Here is a 15,140-nt window from a genome sequence, read left to right on the forward strand (position 1 = left end):
ACTGGTGATCAGCGATGAACCTGAGGGGAGAGCGACAGGCAGACTTTGCCTATCAGGCGGTGTATCGCTACATGATCAACCTGATCAATGAAGTCAGCCGGGAAGCACCGGTCAAGCTACCGTCCCTGCGCCAGTTGGCGACGCGGTTGAACGTGTCAATCTCGACGATTCAGTACGCTTACTCGCTGTTGGAAAAAGAAGGGCGAGTGTACTCGGTGGCCAAGTCCGGCTACTTCGCCTGGCCCGTGGCCGCAACCATGCCCATCATGGCGGGTACGGACTTGCTCGAGCGCTTGTATACAGCCGCCCGGCGCCCGGCGATGGTTGTGCTCAGCAATGATGAACCGGCGCTGTTGGGGTCCCTCGATGGCGCGTTGCTGGCGCTGGAGCGCCAACTGGTGCGCCGGTATCCCCATCATCTGCAACCGTCGCAACCTTGTGGCGTGTGGGAGTTGCGTGCTGCATTGGCAGCCCGTTATACCGCGTCGCCCACCCGTTGTTGGCAAGCTGATGAGGTGTATATCGGTGCCGACCTTCAGGGCGTTCTGGAAATCCTCGTTGATGCCCTGGACCTTAAAGGCACGGTGGTGGTAGTTGAATCGCCGTGCGATTACCTGGTCCTGCGCCTGCTACAGGCCGCTGGCGTGCGCGTCATTGAATGGCCCTGGCGTGCCGACGGTCGCCCGGACTTGACCACATTGGAGCACCTGCTGCGTCATGAACCGGTGCACCTCGTGCTGCTCTCATCCGTGGTCAGCATGCCTTCGGGTAACGCCATGACCGACCCCGAGCGGCTGCACGTAGCGCGTCTGCTCGACCAGCACGGCTGCTGGTTGCTGGAGAACGATACCTTTGGTGACCTGAGCTTTGCGCCGCCCGGATCGGCCTTGCGCAGCCTGGTCAACCCAGAGCGGCTGATCGTGTTTTCTTCGTTCGAAAAGGTTTTGGGCCCGGAAGCGCCCTTTGGTTACCTGCTGGCGCGGCAGATGAGCAATGAATTGCAACGCCAGTTCTTGCTGCGTTCGTTTCGACTGTCCGCCATTCGTCAACGCGCCATTGCCCGGCTTTATGAAAGTGGGCGGTTTGATCAGCACCTACAGACGCTGCGTCAGCGCCTTCACGAGCAGGCCCACGCCATGAGTCACCGCTTGGATGTGCGTCTGCAAGGGTGTGTGCATTACCGCATGCCCGTGGCCGGGGCGAGTTTCTGGTTGCAGTCGACGGCGCCGGTGGATATGCGCCTGGTGTTTCAGCGCATACTCGCCCAGCAGGTGGTGATTGCCCCGGGCGAATTGTTCAGCCTCAGTGGTTTGCATCACCAGCATATGCGCTTGAGCCATACCTTCAGCGGCCATCCCAACCTGGACATCGCCCTGGATACGCTGGCGCAGACGCTCCTGCAGGCGCAGACCGAGTAGGAGCGAGCTTGCTCGCGAAAAACGTCAACGATAACGCGCGCTGCCTGAATAAACGCGGCGCCTGTGAGTTTTTCGCGAGCAAGCTCGCTCCTACAACTATCCAATGTGTGAGCCGGCTTGCCTGCGATAGCGGCCTGACAGCCGATCAGGATGTAGCGTATGAAATTTCTCTTCAGACCGTCGGATCGATACCGTCGCGCAGTAGTCCAAGTCCCAGTAAACTGTCATTTTTTCCGAATCCTTCTTTGCGAGGTTTATGCATGACTATCAGTCCTTTTGCGGGCAAGCCGGCACCAGCCCAGTTGCTGGTGGATATCCCGCGACTGGTCACGGCCTATTACACCGGCCAGCCTGATGCAGCGATCTCCACTCAGCGCGTGGCTTTTGGTACCTCCGGGCACCGTGGCAGTTCGTTCGAACTGAGTTTCAACGAGTGGCATGTGCTGGCTATCAGCCAGGCCATCTGCCTGTACCGCGAAGCGCAGGGCATTACCGGCCCGTTGTTTGTCGGCCTGGATACCCATGCATTGTCGACGCCAGCCGGTGCCAGCGCCTTGGAAGTACTGGCGGCCAACGGCGTGCACGTCATGCTGGCCGAGGGTGACGAGTACACGCCGACGCCGGCGATTTCCCACGCCATCATCTGCTATAACCGTGGCCGTACCAGCGGCCTGGCGGACGGTATTGTGATTACACCGTCCCACAACCCGCCGCAAAGTGGCGGCTACAAGTACAACCCGCCTAACGGTGGCCCAGCCGATACTCACGTCACCAAGTGGATCGAAGCCAAGGCCAACGAACTGCTCGCCAACAAGCTCGCCGGAGTCAAGCGCATCACTCACGCCCAGGCGCTCAAGGCCGACACCACCCATCGCCATGACTACCTCAACAGCTATGTGGCCGACCTGATCAATGTGATCGACATGGACGCGATCCGCAGCGCCGACCTGCGCTTGGGCGTGGATCCGCTGGGCGGAGCAGGGGTGCGCTACTGGTCGGCGATTGCCGAGCACTACCGTTTGAACCTGGAGGTGGTGAATACCGAGGTCGACGCCACCTTTCGCTTCATGAGCGTCGACTGGGACGGCCAGATTCGCATGGACCCGTCCTCCAGCTATGCCATGCAAAGCCTGATCGGTCTCAAGGAGCGTTTCGACGTTGCCTTCGCCTGCGACCCGGACCACGACCGCCACGGCATCGTCACGCCTTCCGGTGGTTTGCTGGCGCCCAACAACTACCTGGCGGTGTCCATCGACTATCTGTTCCAGAACCGCCCGGACTGGCGTGCCGATGCGGCCGTGGGCAAGACCGTGGTCAGCAGCGGCCTGATCGACCGCGTCGCGGCGCGCATCGGCCGTCGCCTGTACGAAGTGCCGGTGGGCTTCAAATGGTTTGCCGATGGCTTGTTTGAAGGTTCGTTGGGGTTTGGCGGCGAAGAAAGCGCCGGTGCCTCGTTCCTGCGCAAGGACGGCAGCGTGTGGAGTACCGACAAGGACGGCCTGATTCCGGCCTTGCTGGCCGCGGAAATGACCTCGCGCAAAGGCCAGGACCCAAGCCAGATCTACCGTGGCTTGACCGATGCCCTGGGTGAGCCGTTCGCCATTCGCGTCGATGCCAAGGCCACTCCCGCGCAAAAAGCCCTGTTGGGCAAACTGTCACCGGAGCAGGTGACGTCCACGCAATTGGCCGGGGAGAGCATTCAACAGATCCTCAGCCATGCGCCGGGCAACAACCAGGCAATTGGCGGTTTGAAAGTCATGACCGAAAACGGCTGGTTTGCCGCACGGCCTTCGGGCACTGAGGACATCTACAAGATCTACGCCGAGAGCTTTATCGGCGAAGAACACCTCAAGCAACTGGTGGAAGAAGCGCAGGTGTTGGTAGACGGCGCAATCAGCCAATAACTGACACTGTATGTAGGAGCGAGCTTGCTCGCGAAAAACGTCAACGATAACGCGTGCGTCCTGAGTGAACGCGGTGCCGGTGAGTTCTTCGCGAGCAAGCTCGCTCCTACATGATCAGGCCAGGTCCACCAGCACGATTTCGCTGTCCTCGATTGCGGTCACCCGCAACACTTGTTCATCCTCAACCGCCACACCGTCTCGTGCCTGTGCCCGCACACCATTGACGTCAATCACGCCCGTGGCTGGCACCAAGTAGGCACGGCGACCGCTGTCCAACCGGTACTCCGCGCTTTCCCCGGCCTTCAGGTTCGCGGCCACCAAGCGTGCATCGGCACGAATCCGCAAGCTTTCACTGTCGCCAGCCTTGCCGCTGGCCAGCGTCACAAAGCCCTCGCGGTTGCCTTGCGGAAACGGTTTGGCGCCCCAGGACGGTGGCAAGCCGGCTTCATTGGGAATGATCCAGATCTGAAAGATCTTGGTTGGCGTGGCCTCCAGGTTGTATTCGCTGTGGGCAATGCCGGTTCCCGCGCTCATTACCTGCACATCGCCGGCTTCGGTGCGGCCTTTGTTGCCCAGGTTGTCGGCATGGCTGATGGCGCCTTCGCGCACATAAGTGATGATTTCCATGTCGCGGTGCGGGTGTTGGGGAAAGCCGCTGCCGGGGGCGATGATGTCGTCGTTCCACACCCGCAGGTTGCCCCAGTGCATGCGCTGGGGGTCGTGGTATTCGGCAAAGGAAAAGTGGTGATGAGCGTCAAGCCAGCCATGGTGGGCGCCGCCCAGGCTGGTGAAAGGTCGAAGTTCAAGCATGATCGTCTCCTGTTGATGAGCCCATCATCCCGCAGCGCATGATCGATAAAAAGCGTAAAAAATGCTGGTTTATGATCCGTTTTTTCGATGGTTATTCCCGGTGTTCACTTTCACTTCATCGCCTAACTGCATGACAGCAAAGCAATTGGCTGGAACTGAGCGGCGTTTCCGGCGACCATGGCGCCTTGGTCAAAACAAGCTCACCGCAGGAGTCCGCGTGTCGCAACAACAGCCTGATCTGCCCCCCGAACTGCGCCCCTTGGCTGAAATGCCGCTGCTGAAACGGCTGGCCGCGCGCCTGTTCGGCCATGGCCTCACCCGTTTGCGCGCGCAGCACAGGTTTTCCTGGTTACATGGCCAGGCCGACGGTTTTCGCAGTGGGCATGAGGCGGGCGTTGAATACGGTTACCGCGAGGGCAAGGCCGATGGCATCGAGGAGGGCCGGCAAGTCCTGCTGATTCGAGACTTTCGCCCTGATGAGCACCGCGCACCAGGCATAGATGACAGCCTGTTCGACGACTGGCGATTGCCGCTCACCGCAGAGGTGAAGAAGCGCATGAAGGCCGATGTCGCGCGCCTGCTGCCAGCCCATGCGCAGCCAAGCGCGGCGCAATGGAAGATGATCTTCAGCGACACCCCCTCGACCTCAGTGATTGCGGGTGCCGGCGCCGGCAAGTCGACGTCCTTGGTGCTGCGCATCCTGCTGCTCAGCCATTACCTGGGCTTTGAACTGAGTTCGATGACGGTGGTGACGTTCACCCGCGAGTCGCGCAAGGACTTCATCAACAAACTCATGGAAATTCTCAGCCTGTGGGGCCAACCCCTTGGCAGCAAGGAAGCCCAGGCGGTGGTGCGCACCTTTCACTCGCGCATTCTGCCCATGGTGCGCAGCCTGCCGGGCTTTGAACGGCTGCAGGCCTTTGAGAACCTCAGCGGTGGTTTTGAAGACACCGACAGCAACGCCTTCGACCTGCGTATCGGTGACGCCCAGCGGCAGCAGATGAACGCTTGTTATCACCGTTTGTATGGTCGCCATCAGCGTTTTCGCGAGTTGATTGCACCCTTGGCCCGTCATGGTCTCCAGCTCAAAGAGCTAGAACGCGATCATCCGGACGTGCAAAAGCGCATGGCCGTGACTGAATTGGCGGCCAAGCGCGATGAAGAACTCTGTGATGTGATCGAAGACCTATGGTTTCGCGCCGGTGCCTGGCCGATCAAGGGCATCGAACCCAGCCGCCAGACCTTTGAAATCAACGGCGCGCAATTTCATTGCCACGGCTACATCCGGGAGCTGGATGCCTGGGTGGTGCTCGGGTTCGATGGGCGCGAAAATTCTCAAATCAGTCGGCCGAACTCGAAACTCTCGGTGCGCGCGGAATGGGCGGTAAAGCGCACTTTGTTTCAAGCTTTCTGCAATAAGCCACTGATATGGATGGATAATTACGAATCTTCAAAGCGCCTTTTGAGCAGCCTGGGCGGCGATGCCACGGCGGGGCCAGGCTTTGATTACAAGGTCAAAGGTGAACTCGCTTCAGCCCCCCTGTTGGACAGTTTTGTCATGGCGGCCGGGTTTATCGAGAACCTCGGCCTGGATGTGCCTACGGCGGTTGGCCAGATGAGCTTCGCCAAGGACGACCCGGACCGGCTGTTCTTCGAGGCCCTGAGCATTTTCTGGAAGGCCCTGGAAGATCACCTGCTGGAACAATCGCCGCCGACCATGACCTACAACCGGATGTTTTCCCTGTTTGGTGAAAACACCCCTGAGAACCTCAAGCTGCTGAGTGATCCGTTGCTGCGGCCGATGTCGCACCTGATGATCGATGAATTCCAGGACGTATCGCCGCAGATCGTGTCCTGGATCCGCGCCAGCCTGCGGGAAATTCGCAGCCGTGGGCCGGCCATGCACGTCGGGCTTGGTGCGCAACGCTCATCGTTGCTGTGCGTAGGGGACGACTGGCAATCCATCTACGGCTGGCGTGGCAGTTCGCCCAAGTACTTTATGGAGTTCAACAAGGAGTTCGTTTCGCCCAGCACCACCCGCGTGATGCTGGGGGAGAACTACCGTAGCCACCAGCACATCATCGACGCTGCCGAACATATCGTCCGTAGCGCGCCGGCCATCCCCGGCAAAAAGGCCAGGGCCAGCGGCGAGCCCAAGACGCTGGTGCCCGTCACGGTGTTGGAACGTGACGACGCGGCACTGGCGCAGCGGTTGCTGGAGCATTATCAGCAGGGCGATTCGATCCTGATGCTTTATCGAAAAAGTAGCGATAAGTTATTGATTAACGAGCATATTCATTCTGTCGTTAATGTGGATTCTAGCTTGGCGCCTCAGGCGCGCAGGTTGAAACAGCTGACGTATCACAGTGCCAAGGGGCTGCAGGCGGACGCGGTATTTTTGCTGGGTGATTGTCAGCATGTCACCAGCTCGCCGTACAAGAACCAGGTGTATCGCATGGCGGGCTTGGGTAGGGATGGCGACAGTGAGCCTTATGACAATGCCCAGAGAGACGAAGTGTTGCGACTGGCCTATGTGGGGATTACCCGGGCGGTCAGCCATTGCTATTGGTATGTGGAGAAGCCGGAAGGCCAAGGCGTGAATGTGCCCAGGGCGTCTGAGCGGGTGGATGGCAGAAAAGCGTTTTTTGATGATCAGCGTGCAGTGAAGGGGGCTGGCTGATCTTCGATGAAGGCCCGACGCCGACGCGTCTCTACCTGACAACACGGGGTCGAAAATGTGGGAGCTGGCTTGCCTGCGATTGCGGCCTGACAGTCAGCACAATTGGATTGTGTACATATCCATTCCTGCGGTAACGGCCACTTAGGGTTCCGCTCTTACAGCGGGTCACTTTTGGAAAGGCCCAAAAGTAACCAAAAGGCCTTCGCCCCACCACTCGGCACCTCGCCTAGGCTCGGTGTGCCCGAACGCAGGCTTGAATCCGTGGGCCGCCGCCACGCGCCATCCATGGCGCGGGGCGGCTAACCCGGCGTCCTGCCGGGTTACCCACGAATTCAAGCCTGCGTTCGGCCAGCGTGGTTTAACGGGGCGCCTGAGATCAAGATCCAAAGCAGATCAAGATCAAGAGCGGTTCGCTTCGCATCGTGGTTACCGTCAAAGTGGGCGTTATTACGCTATTGCCGCCTCACGCCCGCAACGAAACCGGCGGCACGAAACTCTCCAATTCATCCTCCACTGCCTCGATGATGCGCTCCACATCAGCCGCGTTCATCACCGTAGCGCAAGGGATCCCCGCGATGGCGATCAATGTCTCGCCGCTGGCCCGGTCGAACAGGCGGGCGATCATGCTGCCGGGGGCGTCCATGCTGCCCTCGAAGCCCATCGGGTGAAAATGCCAGCGCATCAGCTGGCAGGCGTTGGGAAATGTCACTTTGTTCATGTTGCCCACCTTGTTCATTGAGCGCTTCCTTTAGCTCGCGGCAGGGGCCAGGACCTTCACTGGTCATGACAGCTAAGGGCTTAAAAATAGCATTCGTTCGCAACTGCAAGGTGACTTTTTTCGGCCCGTTCGGCGGTTCTTTCGCCTGGTTTTGATATAGATCATGTCCTACAAAGGAATAGGCAAAAGGCCATTAGTCAGACGCTCAATCTGACCATTGAAGGCAAGGGTAAACTTCGGCATTCTCAAAAATTTTCCCCGCCGTAGAGCCCGATATGTCCGACATCGCTCCAGACGATGAGTGTCACAATTCCCACGCTACCGGCGCGCTGGTGCTGCGCCATCACTTGTGCTGGCGCCATCGCGATCTGGACGGGGTGATGGCGTACTACCACCCCGAGATCCTGTACCACGATTTTTTCCAGAACCGTGTGGTGGGCTATGCCGAGTTGCGCGAGTACCTGCAGGCCAGCATGCCCCGTGAGGCGGATGAGGCGATTGAACACACTGATCGCATCCGCGCCGATGGCGATACCGCGTTTATCCAGTACCGCATTACCTTGCGTGGCGGCCAGGGCCTGGTGTCGTTTCGTACCAGTGAGGCCATTACGGTGCGCGACGGGTTGATCTGGCGGGTGCATGAATATGCGTCCCTGGTGCACGAGCAACCGACCCAGGCGCTGCGTACCACGGTCAGCCGCCTGGGTTTGTCGCCCCAGCAGTTGGGTTATATGGCCAATGACCTGCAACAATATTTCGAGCGTCAGCAGCCGTACCTGGACCCGGACTTGGACCTGCAGCGGGTCGCCAAGGCCTGTGGCTACAGTCGCAACCAGATGTCCTACCTGCTGAACCAGGTGCTGGGGCAGAGCTTCTATCGCTACGTCAACCAGGCGCGACTCCAGCATGTACTGGCCTCGCTGGATCACGCCACCGCGCCGGTCAAAGTCGATGAGCTGGCCTTTGCCGCCGGTTTCAATTCACTCTCGGCGTTCTACAGCGCTTTTCGCCAGCACACCGGGCAATCGCCCAAGGCGTACCTCAAACAAATTTCTGTGCGTGCACGCGCGCAAGACAGCCCCTGACGCTGCACTCTAGGATCGGCCCTATCGAACCGAGGTAGGGGAACCTGGCATGCCGGCATGGCGCAGTATCAGTTTATGGATGGACCAGTTGGACGACCCGCTGGTAGCGCGCCCGTCGCTGGAGCACGACCTGGACGTCAATGTGGCGATTATCGGCGCCGGCTATACCGGCCTGTGGACCGCCTATTACCTGAAGCGCCAGGCCCCTGAGCTGAAAATTGCAATCATCGAGGCGCAAACGGCCGGTTTCGGCGCATCCGGGCGCAATGGTGGCTGGTTGATGGGCAACCTCTTGGGAGAAGACCGTCTGCTGGCTGAGCTTGCCCCCCAGCAGCGTCGCGCTTCGTTTGACCTCTTGCATGGCATTCCTGATGAAGTGGCACAGGTGCTGGTCCGCGAAGGCATTGACTGCGACTACCGCAAAGGCGGCGCCTTGTATTGCGCCGCACGCTACCCCGAGCAGGAAGGCAGCCTGCGCCGCTATCTGGACAAGCTGTACGCCCAGGGCCTCACCGAAGACGACTACCGCTGGCTCAGCCCGCAGCAATTGGCCGAGCAGGTCCGCATTGCCAAGCCTTATGGCGGCATCTATGCCCCCCACGTCGCGACGATCAACCCGGCAAAGCTGGTGCGTGGCCTGGCGCGGGCGGTTGAGAACCTGGGCGTGACCATTTACGAAAACAGCCCCGTGACCCATTGGCAGTCCGGCGGCCTGCGCACCGCCAGGGCCAGCGTGCGCGCCGCCTGGGTGGTGCCTGCTGTCGAGGGTTACGCCAATACCTTGCCCCCATTGGGTCGCTACCAGTTACCGGTGCAGAGCTTGATTGTCGCCACCGAACCGCTGCCGGCCAGCACCTGGGAGGGCATCGGGCTCAGCCAGGGCCAGGCTTTTGGCGAGAGCAGCCGACAAGTCACCTACGGCCAGCGCACGGCCGACAATCGCCTGGTGTTCGGCGCCCGTGGTGGCTATCAATTTGCCGGCAAGTTACGGCACAACTTCGACCTGACGGACAGCGAAGTAGAGTTGCGTCGCTACCTGTTTGGCGAACTCTTCCCACAGCTGAAAAAGGCCAGGATTACCCACTCCTGGGGCGGCAACCTGGGCATGTCGCGCCGTTTTCGTCCGCACATGCTCTGTGACCACGCCACTGGCATCGCACTGTCCGGCGGTTATGGCGGGGAGGGCGTGGGCGCCACCAACCTCGGCGGCCGTACCCTGGCCGACTTGATCCTGGGCCGCGACACCCCGTTGACCCGACAACCCTGGGTGATTCGCGAAGGCGGACTCCAGGCGCTCAAGGCCTGGGAGCCGGAGCCGTGCCGCTGGCTGGGTTACAACGCGATCATTCGCAGTTTTGTCCATGAAGACCAGGTGTTGGCCAACCCCAACACCCCGCCCTGGCGCCGCAAGCTGGCAACCGGCGTTGCCGGTTTCATGGAAGGCTTCATGCACTGACTCGTTCCACCCACAGGGGAAAACCCATGAGCATTACGCAATTCAAAGACACGCTGAACACCGCTCTGCCAGATTCATCACCGGTGGCGGTGCCCCTGGGCGCGCCCATCGCCGTGGCCTCGACCCTGAGCGTGGAGCGCAACGACGGGGTCGAGACCGGCATCTGGGCCTGCACCCCGGGGCGCTGGCGTCGACAGATCAAGTCCCAGGAGTTTTGCCATTTCATCCAAGGGCGCTGCACCTTCACGCCCGACAACGGGGAAACCCTGCACATACAAGCCGGTGACGCACTGATGTTGCCAGCCAATAGCACCGGTATCTGGGATATCCAGGAAACCGTGCGCAAGACCTACGTCCTGATTCTGTAACGCTTTGATCCTTGATCGCCTGCCATAAAAACAGCCCTAAAACCGCCAGGAAATCGAACCATGAAAGCCATTGCCCTGTTGCCCTTGATGTTGCTGGCTACTATCAGCCAGGCTGCCGAGACCGTGAAGATCTATAATTGGTCGGACTACATCGCACCGGACACCACCAGGAATTTCCAGAAAGACACCGGCATCGGTTTCACCTATGACCTGTACGACAGCAACGAAACCCTCGATGGCAAGCTGATGACCGGTAAATCGGGTTACGACGTGGTGTTTCCCTCCAACCATTTCATGGCTCGGCAGATCCAGGGCGGCGCCCTTAAAAAGCTCGACAAGAGCCAGCTGCCCAACTGGAAAAATCTCAACCCGGTGCTGCTCAAGGCCGTGGAAAACAATGACCCTGGCAATGCTCACGGCTTTCCGTACCTGTGGGGCAGCACCGGCATTGGCTACAACATCGACAAGGTCAAGGCGGTACTCGGCGACGACGCCCCGGTGGACTCCTGGGACTTGATCTTCAAGCCGGAAAACATGGCCAAGCTGCAAAAGTGCGGGGTCGCCATCCTCGACAACGGCCCCGAACTGCTGCCAGCCGCGCTCAATTACCTGGGCTTGCCGCACCACAGCAAAAAAGCCGAGGACTACAAGAAGGCCGAAGCCCTGCTGATGCAAGTGCGGCCTTACGTGGCGTATTTTCATTCCTCGAAATACACCGCCGACCTGGCCAATGGCGATATCTGTGTAGCCGTCGGTTTCTCCGGCGACATCCTGCAGGCCGAAAGCCGCGCCAAGGAAGCCGGGAACGGCGTGAATATCGGCTACAACATTCCCAAGGAAGGCGCGGCGATCTGGTTTGACATGGTCGCCATGCCCGCCGACGCGCCGGATGAGAAAGCCGGCTATGCCTTCATGAACTATCTGCTGCGCCCCGACGTGATGGCGAGTGTCACCAACTACGTGCACTACGCTAACGGCAACGCGGCGGCCGACAGCCTGGTAGACCCGGCGATCAAGGCCGACACCAAGGTGTATCCGAGCCCGGAGATGATGGGCAAGCTGTTTGCACTGCAAGCCATGCCGTTGAATATCGACCGGGTGCGTACTCGGGTATGGAATACCATACGGACGGGGCGTTGACAGGCGCCAACCACGCTTTCAGCTCGAATGAGGTTTATGGGTTCTCCAGGTCATGCCCCAATGACTGGATGAATAGTGAAAACAACTCGGGCTGCGACGAAATGTCCAGCTTGGCGTACAAATGCCTGCGGTGAACTTTTACGGTGTCCGGTGAGATCTTCAAGCGTTCGGCCATGGCCTTGGAGGAGAACCCTCGCAACACCAGCCGGGCGATTTCCAGCTCGCGGTCCGACAGCACACCGCTGCCGAAATGACTCAGGGCATCGCGAATCTGGCTGTCCATGGCCGGTGCCCGCTGGGTGCTTTGCTGCCAATGCTGGTGCATGAGCGGCAACACCCACGCCGACAGCGTGGTCAACAGCCCGGTTTCTTCGAAGCTGAAGCGCCGCTGCATGCCCAGCGACAGCGACAGCGTGCCCACGCCGGGCAGTTGCAGGATCACTTGCACTTCGTCTTCCAGCACATTGTCGTGGAAGTAATTGAGGAAGTACTCACTCTGGCGAAAATGGTCCGGCGCCACTTCCTCCAGGCGGTATACGCCGCTGGCATAGTTTTCGCGGCAAGCCTGGTAAAACGGGTCGAGCAGGTACAGGCCGTTGAGGTACACCAGCATCGACGCCGGCTTGCTGCTGGGTTGGGCGTCGTACTCCTCCAGAGCCTGGGGCGGGCCATCCAGCGGGTAGAAAATCGCCAGGGCATTATCGAAGGGCAAGCACTGGTGCAATAACAGCACCAGTTGCTTCCAGAACCGCTCGGTGCCGATCTGTGACAGGGTGCGGCCCAACCCCGCGTGCATACCGATTTCCCGGAACAGGCTCATCTCAACATCCCCACCCTCAAATGATCGGCCAAGGGTTAGGCTTCTGCAGGGCACCGTCAAGGGGAGTACGCCAATAGGGGAATTGGCCGGCAGCCCCACCAGCCGATAACGTCGACACTGTCCAACGGGAAGCATATCCCGAGGAACAATCATTTTTCGTTCCTGCCTCACACCAAAAACAACGACAGAGGATAACGATATGAGTGCCACCCCCGCGCCCGATGGCGTGCTCAAGCCCACCCTGAGCGTCTTTGATGTCGTGGCGATTACCGTTTCAGCGGTAACGCCGGCCAGTTCCGTCTTCGTGATCGCCCCGTTTGCCATCCAGCAGGCGGGCAGTGGCGTGTTCCTGGCGTTTGTGATGGCGGCGTTGCTCGCGTTGATGTTCGCCTTCTGTTACGCCGAACTCGGCCGCGCCCATAACAGCGCCGGCGGCGAGTATGTGTATGCCAAGCGCGTGTTTGGTGGCATGGCCGGTTACGCCACCTTCCTGACAGTGTTGGTGATGTTGCTGTTTATCCCGCCGGTATTGGCGACCGGTGCGGCGACTTACCTGAATAACGCCCTCGGCACGACATTCGATTCGCAAACTGTCGCCCTGGTGATCGTGGTGTGCAGCTACGCCCTGGGCATCCTCAACATCAAGCTCAACGCCTGGATCACCGGCACCTGCCTGCTATTGGAAGTGGCGGCGTTGCTGGTGATTGTGGTGATCGGCTTCGGTAACCCGGTGCAACCGGCCAGTGTGTTGTTGCAGCCACAAATCGTCGAAAACGGCGTGTTGCACCTGGCACCCTGGGCCTTGGTGATCGGCGCCGTCGGCATCGGCCTGTTCTCGTTCAACGGCTACGGCCCGGCGGTGTTGCTGGCCGAAGACATGAAGTGCGGCGGCAAGGGCGTGCACAAGGCGGTGCTATGGTCGTTGGGGTTGGTGGTGGTCATCGAGTTGGTGCCGATCACTGCGCTGTTGATCGGCGCGCCGTCCCTGAGCGCAATGATCAGCAGCCCCGACCCGATCGGCTATCTGTTGACCAGTCATGGCAATGAAACCTTGTCGCGGCTGGTGAGTGCCGGGATTTTCCTGTCGGTGTTCAACGCCATCGTTGCCATCGTGATCCAGATTGGCCGCGTGGTGTTCAGCAGCGGTCGCGATGCGCTGTGGACGCCGAGCATCAACAAGCTGTTCACGCGTATTCACCCGCGCTGGGACTCGCCGTGGCTGGCGACGCTGTTCCTGGCGATACCCTCGGCGCTGTTGAGCTTCAGTTCTAACCTGGCCGACCTGACCTCGTTCAGCGTGCTGCTGATTATGCTGGTGTACCTGGTGGTGGCGCTGAGCGCGCTGATGAGCCGGGTGCTGCTGCGTGATCGCGAGCATCCCTATCGCATGCCGTTATGGCCGCTGCCGGCATTGCTGGCGGTACTGGGTGCCGGTTACCTGCTGGTCACCTTGATCCTGGAGGCCTCGGTACGCGACATCATGATTATCATCGGCTTGCTGGCCCTGTCGGTGATCTTGTATTGCATCAGTGGCCGGTTGAGTCCGGCGTTCCAGAAACTGTAAGGAGTGGGTATGCGTGCACGTCAATTGGGCATTACGTTGGGGTTGGGCATGCCCGGCGAATTGAATGCCATCACCGATGTTCCCGGGGTTCGCGTCGGTCACTCGACGATCAAGGCCTGTGTTGACGGTAAGCAGGTGCGCACCGGCGTCACGCTGGTCCAGCCGCGAGCCGGGGAAGCGCGGCAGCAACCGTGTTTTGCCGGCTACCACGTGCTCAACGGTAACGGCGACGCCACGGGCCTTGAGTGGATCAGCGAGGCGGGGCTGTTGACCACGCCGATGGCCATCACCAACACCCACAGTATCGGGGTGGTGCGCGACAGCCTGATCGCCCTGGAGCGCGAGCGCCTGGCGGACCCTGCGGTGTACTGGTGCATGCCGGTGGTCATGGAAACCTACGATGGCCTGCTCAACGATATCTGGGGCCAGCACGTGCGCCCAGAGCATGTGCGCCAGGCTCTGGACCAGGCCGAAAGCGGCCCGGTGCAGGAAGGCGCGGTGGGCGGTGGTACCGGCATGATTTGCCACGAGTTCAAGGGCGGCATCGGCACGGCGTCACGGCGGTTGCCAGCAGAGCAGGGCGGCTGGACTGTCGGCGTACTGGTGCAGGCCAACCATGGCAAGCGTCAGGAGCTGCGGGTCGATGGCTACCCGGTGGGCCGTCACTTGATGGACATTGCTTCGCCCTTTGCCGAGCGAGGCACCCCCGGCATGGGCTCCATCGTGGTGATCATCGCCACGGACGCCCCCTTGCTGCCCCACCAATGCCAGCGCCTGGCGCAGCGCGCGTCCATCGGCATCGCGCGTACCGGTGGCGGCACCGAAGATTCCAGCGGCGACCTGTTCCTGGCGTTTGCCACCGGTAACCGTGATTTGCCACCGGCCGACTATGGGCGCAAGGACCTGCCCCTCAGCACCGGGTTGCAGATGGTCAACAACGACCATATTTCGCCGCTGTTCAGCGCGGCGGCAGAGGTGGTGGAGGAGGCGATCATCAACGCCATTCTGGCAGGTGAAGACATGACCACCCAAGACGGCGTCGAGGTGCCGGGCCTGGCTGGCGAGACCCTCTTGGCAGCGCTGCAACAGTGTGGCTGGAGTATGTCCCGGTAATGGGGGACAGCGCACTTTAATAGTGCGAATAGTGGCTCTTTAATGTTGCTAATGACACCGTGAC

The 15,140-nt window shown here is 60.3% G+C and carries 12 protein-coding genes; 9 read left to right on the forward strand and 3 right to left on the reverse strand.

Annotated elements, in window-relative coordinates:
• Positions 1-14: 14 nt before the first annotated feature.
• Complete coding sequence (locus tag GIV26_RS16625) at positions 15-1,418, forward strand: aminotransferase-like domain-containing protein (RefSeq protein ID WP_236281553.1); 1,404 nt, start codon at positions 15-17, stop codon at positions 1,416-1,418.
• A 260-nt stretch (positions 1,419-1,678) separates the two neighbouring features.
• The gene (gene pgm, locus GIV26_RS16630) at positions 1,679-3,322 is read left to right on the forward strand and encodes a phosphoglucomutase (alpha-D-glucose-1,6-bisphosphate-dependent) (RefSeq protein ID WP_034135596.1); all 1,644 of its coding nucleotides are present in this window, start codon (positions 1,679-1,681) and stop codon (positions 3,320-3,322) included.
• A 114-nt stretch (positions 3,323-3,436) separates the two neighbouring features.
• Here the strand turns inward: pgm and GIV26_RS16635 are convergent, their stop codons facing one another.
• Entirely contained in the window at positions 3,437-4,132 is a 696-nt protein-coding gene (locus GIV26_RS16635) for a pirin family protein (RefSeq protein WP_034127382.1), read from the reverse strand.
• A gap of 217 nt (positions 4,133-4,349) precedes the next feature.
• Here GIV26_RS16635 and GIV26_RS16640 point away from each other — a divergent pair, with 217 nt between their 5' ends.
• The gene (locus GIV26_RS16640; RefSeq protein WP_236281555.1) at positions 4,350-6,812 is read left to right on the forward strand and encodes a UvrD-helicase domain-containing protein; all 2,463 of its coding nucleotides are present in this window, start codon (positions 4,350-4,352) and stop codon (positions 6,810-6,812) included.
• A 463-nt stretch (positions 6,813-7,275) separates the two neighbouring features.
• On the opposite strand, the gene GIV26_RS16645 is transcribed toward GIV26_RS16640, so the two are convergent.
• The gene (locus GIV26_RS16645; RefSeq protein ID WP_014718395.1) at positions 7,276-7,548 is read right to left on the reverse strand and encodes a DUF1652 domain-containing protein; all 273 of its coding nucleotides are present in this window, start codon (positions 7,546-7,548) and stop codon (positions 7,276-7,278) included.
• Positions 7,549-7,805: 257 nt separating this feature from the next.
• Between GIV26_RS16645 and GIV26_RS16650 the strand changes: the two genes are divergently transcribed.
• Genes GIV26_RS16650 through GIV26_RS16665 form a run of 4 tightly spaced genes read left to right on the forward strand, consistent with a single transcriptional unit; the run spans position 7,806 to position 11,579 of the window.
• The gene (locus tag GIV26_RS16650; protein WP_236281557.1) at positions 7,806-8,615 is read left to right on the forward strand and encodes a helix-turn-helix transcriptional regulator; all 810 of its coding nucleotides are present in this window, start codon (positions 7,806-7,808) and stop codon (positions 8,613-8,615) included.
• Positions 8,616-8,664: 49 nt separating this feature from the next.
• Positions 8,665-10,071, forward strand: a complete 1,407-nt coding sequence (locus GIV26_RS16655) for an NAD(P)/FAD-dependent oxidoreductase (protein ID WP_236281559.1) — start codon at positions 8,665-8,667, stop codon at positions 10,069-10,071.
• A 26-nt stretch (positions 10,072-10,097) separates the two neighbouring features.
• Positions 10,098-10,439, forward strand: a complete 342-nt coding sequence (locus GIV26_RS16660; RefSeq protein ID WP_034127701.1) for a cupin domain-containing protein — start codon at positions 10,098-10,100, stop codon at positions 10,437-10,439.
• 60 nt (positions 10,440-10,499) lie between these two features.
• On the forward strand, positions 10,500-11,579 hold the full coding sequence (locus GIV26_RS16665) for a polyamine ABC transporter substrate-binding protein (protein WP_198791620.1): 1,080 nt from the start codon (positions 10,500-10,502) through the stop codon (positions 11,577-11,579).
• 34 nt (positions 11,580-11,613) lie between these two features.
• Here GIV26_RS16665 and GIV26_RS16670 read toward each other — a convergent pair whose 3' ends face one another.
• Complete coding sequence (locus GIV26_RS16670) at positions 11,614-12,399, reverse strand: helix-turn-helix transcriptional regulator (RefSeq protein WP_054898104.1); 786 nt, start codon at positions 12,397-12,399, stop codon at positions 11,614-11,616.
• 199 nt (positions 12,400-12,598) lie between these two features.
• Between GIV26_RS16670 and GIV26_RS16675 the strand changes: the two genes are divergently transcribed.
• The gene (locus tag GIV26_RS16675) at positions 12,599-13,963 is read left to right on the forward strand and encodes an APC family permease (RefSeq protein ID WP_034127698.1); all 1,365 of its coding nucleotides are present in this window, start codon (positions 12,599-12,601) and stop codon (positions 13,961-13,963) included.
• Positions 13,964-13,972: 9 nt separating this feature from the next.
• Complete coding sequence (locus GIV26_RS16680) at positions 13,973-15,076, forward strand: DmpA family aminopeptidase (protein ID WP_236281561.1); 1,104 nt, start codon at positions 13,973-13,975, stop codon at positions 15,074-15,076.
• Positions 15,077-15,140: the final 64 nt, after the last annotated feature.

Source organism: Pseudomonas sp. PA-1-3F (assembly GCF_021609665.1).
Classification (GTDB): domain Bacteria; phylum Pseudomonadota; class Gammaproteobacteria; order Pseudomonadales; family Pseudomonadaceae; genus Aquipseudomonas; species Aquipseudomonas paracarnis.

What these genes read in the sequence shown, in the direction of transcription:
- GIV26_RS16625 (WP_236281553.1), top strand. Translation starts at nt 15, where the DNA reads ATGAACCTGAGGGGAGAGCGACAGGCAGACTTTGCCTATCAGGCGGTG.
- pgm (WP_034135596.1), top strand. Translation starts at nt 1,679, where the DNA reads ATGACTATCAGTCCTTTTGCGGGCAAGCCGGCACCAGCCCAGTTGCTG.
- GIV26_RS16635 (WP_034127382.1), bottom strand. Translation starts at nt 4,132, where the DNA reads ATGCTTGAACTTCGACCTTTCACCAGCCTGGGCGGCGCCCACCATGGC.
- GIV26_RS16645 (WP_014718395.1), bottom strand. Translation starts at nt 7,548, where the DNA reads ATGAACAAGGTGGGCAACATGAACAAAGTGACATTTCCCAACGCCTGC.
- GIV26_RS16650 (WP_236281557.1), top strand. Translation starts at nt 7,806, where the DNA reads ATGTCCGACATCGCTCCAGACGATGAGTGTCACAATTCCCACGCTACC.
- GIV26_RS16655 (WP_236281559.1), top strand. Translation starts at nt 8,665, where the DNA reads ATGCCGGCATGGCGCAGTATCAGTTTATGGATGGACCAGTTGGACGAC.
- GIV26_RS16660 (WP_034127701.1), top strand. Translation starts at nt 10,098, where the DNA reads ATGAGCATTACGCAATTCAAAGACACGCTGAACACCGCTCTGCCAGAT.
- GIV26_RS16665 (WP_198791620.1), top strand. Translation starts at nt 10,500, where the DNA reads ATGAAAGCCATTGCCCTGTTGCCCTTGATGTTGCTGGCTACTATCAGC.
- GIV26_RS16670 (WP_054898104.1), bottom strand. Translation starts at nt 12,399, where the DNA reads ATGAGCCTGTTCCGGGAAATCGGTATGCACGCGGGGTTGGGCCGCACC.
- GIV26_RS16675 (WP_034127698.1), top strand. Translation starts at nt 12,599, where the DNA reads ATGAGTGCCACCCCCGCGCCCGATGGCGTGCTCAAGCCCACCCTGAGC.
- GIV26_RS16680 (WP_236281561.1), top strand. Translation starts at nt 13,973, where the DNA reads ATGCGTGCACGTCAATTGGGCATTACGTTGGGGTTGGGCATGCCCGGC.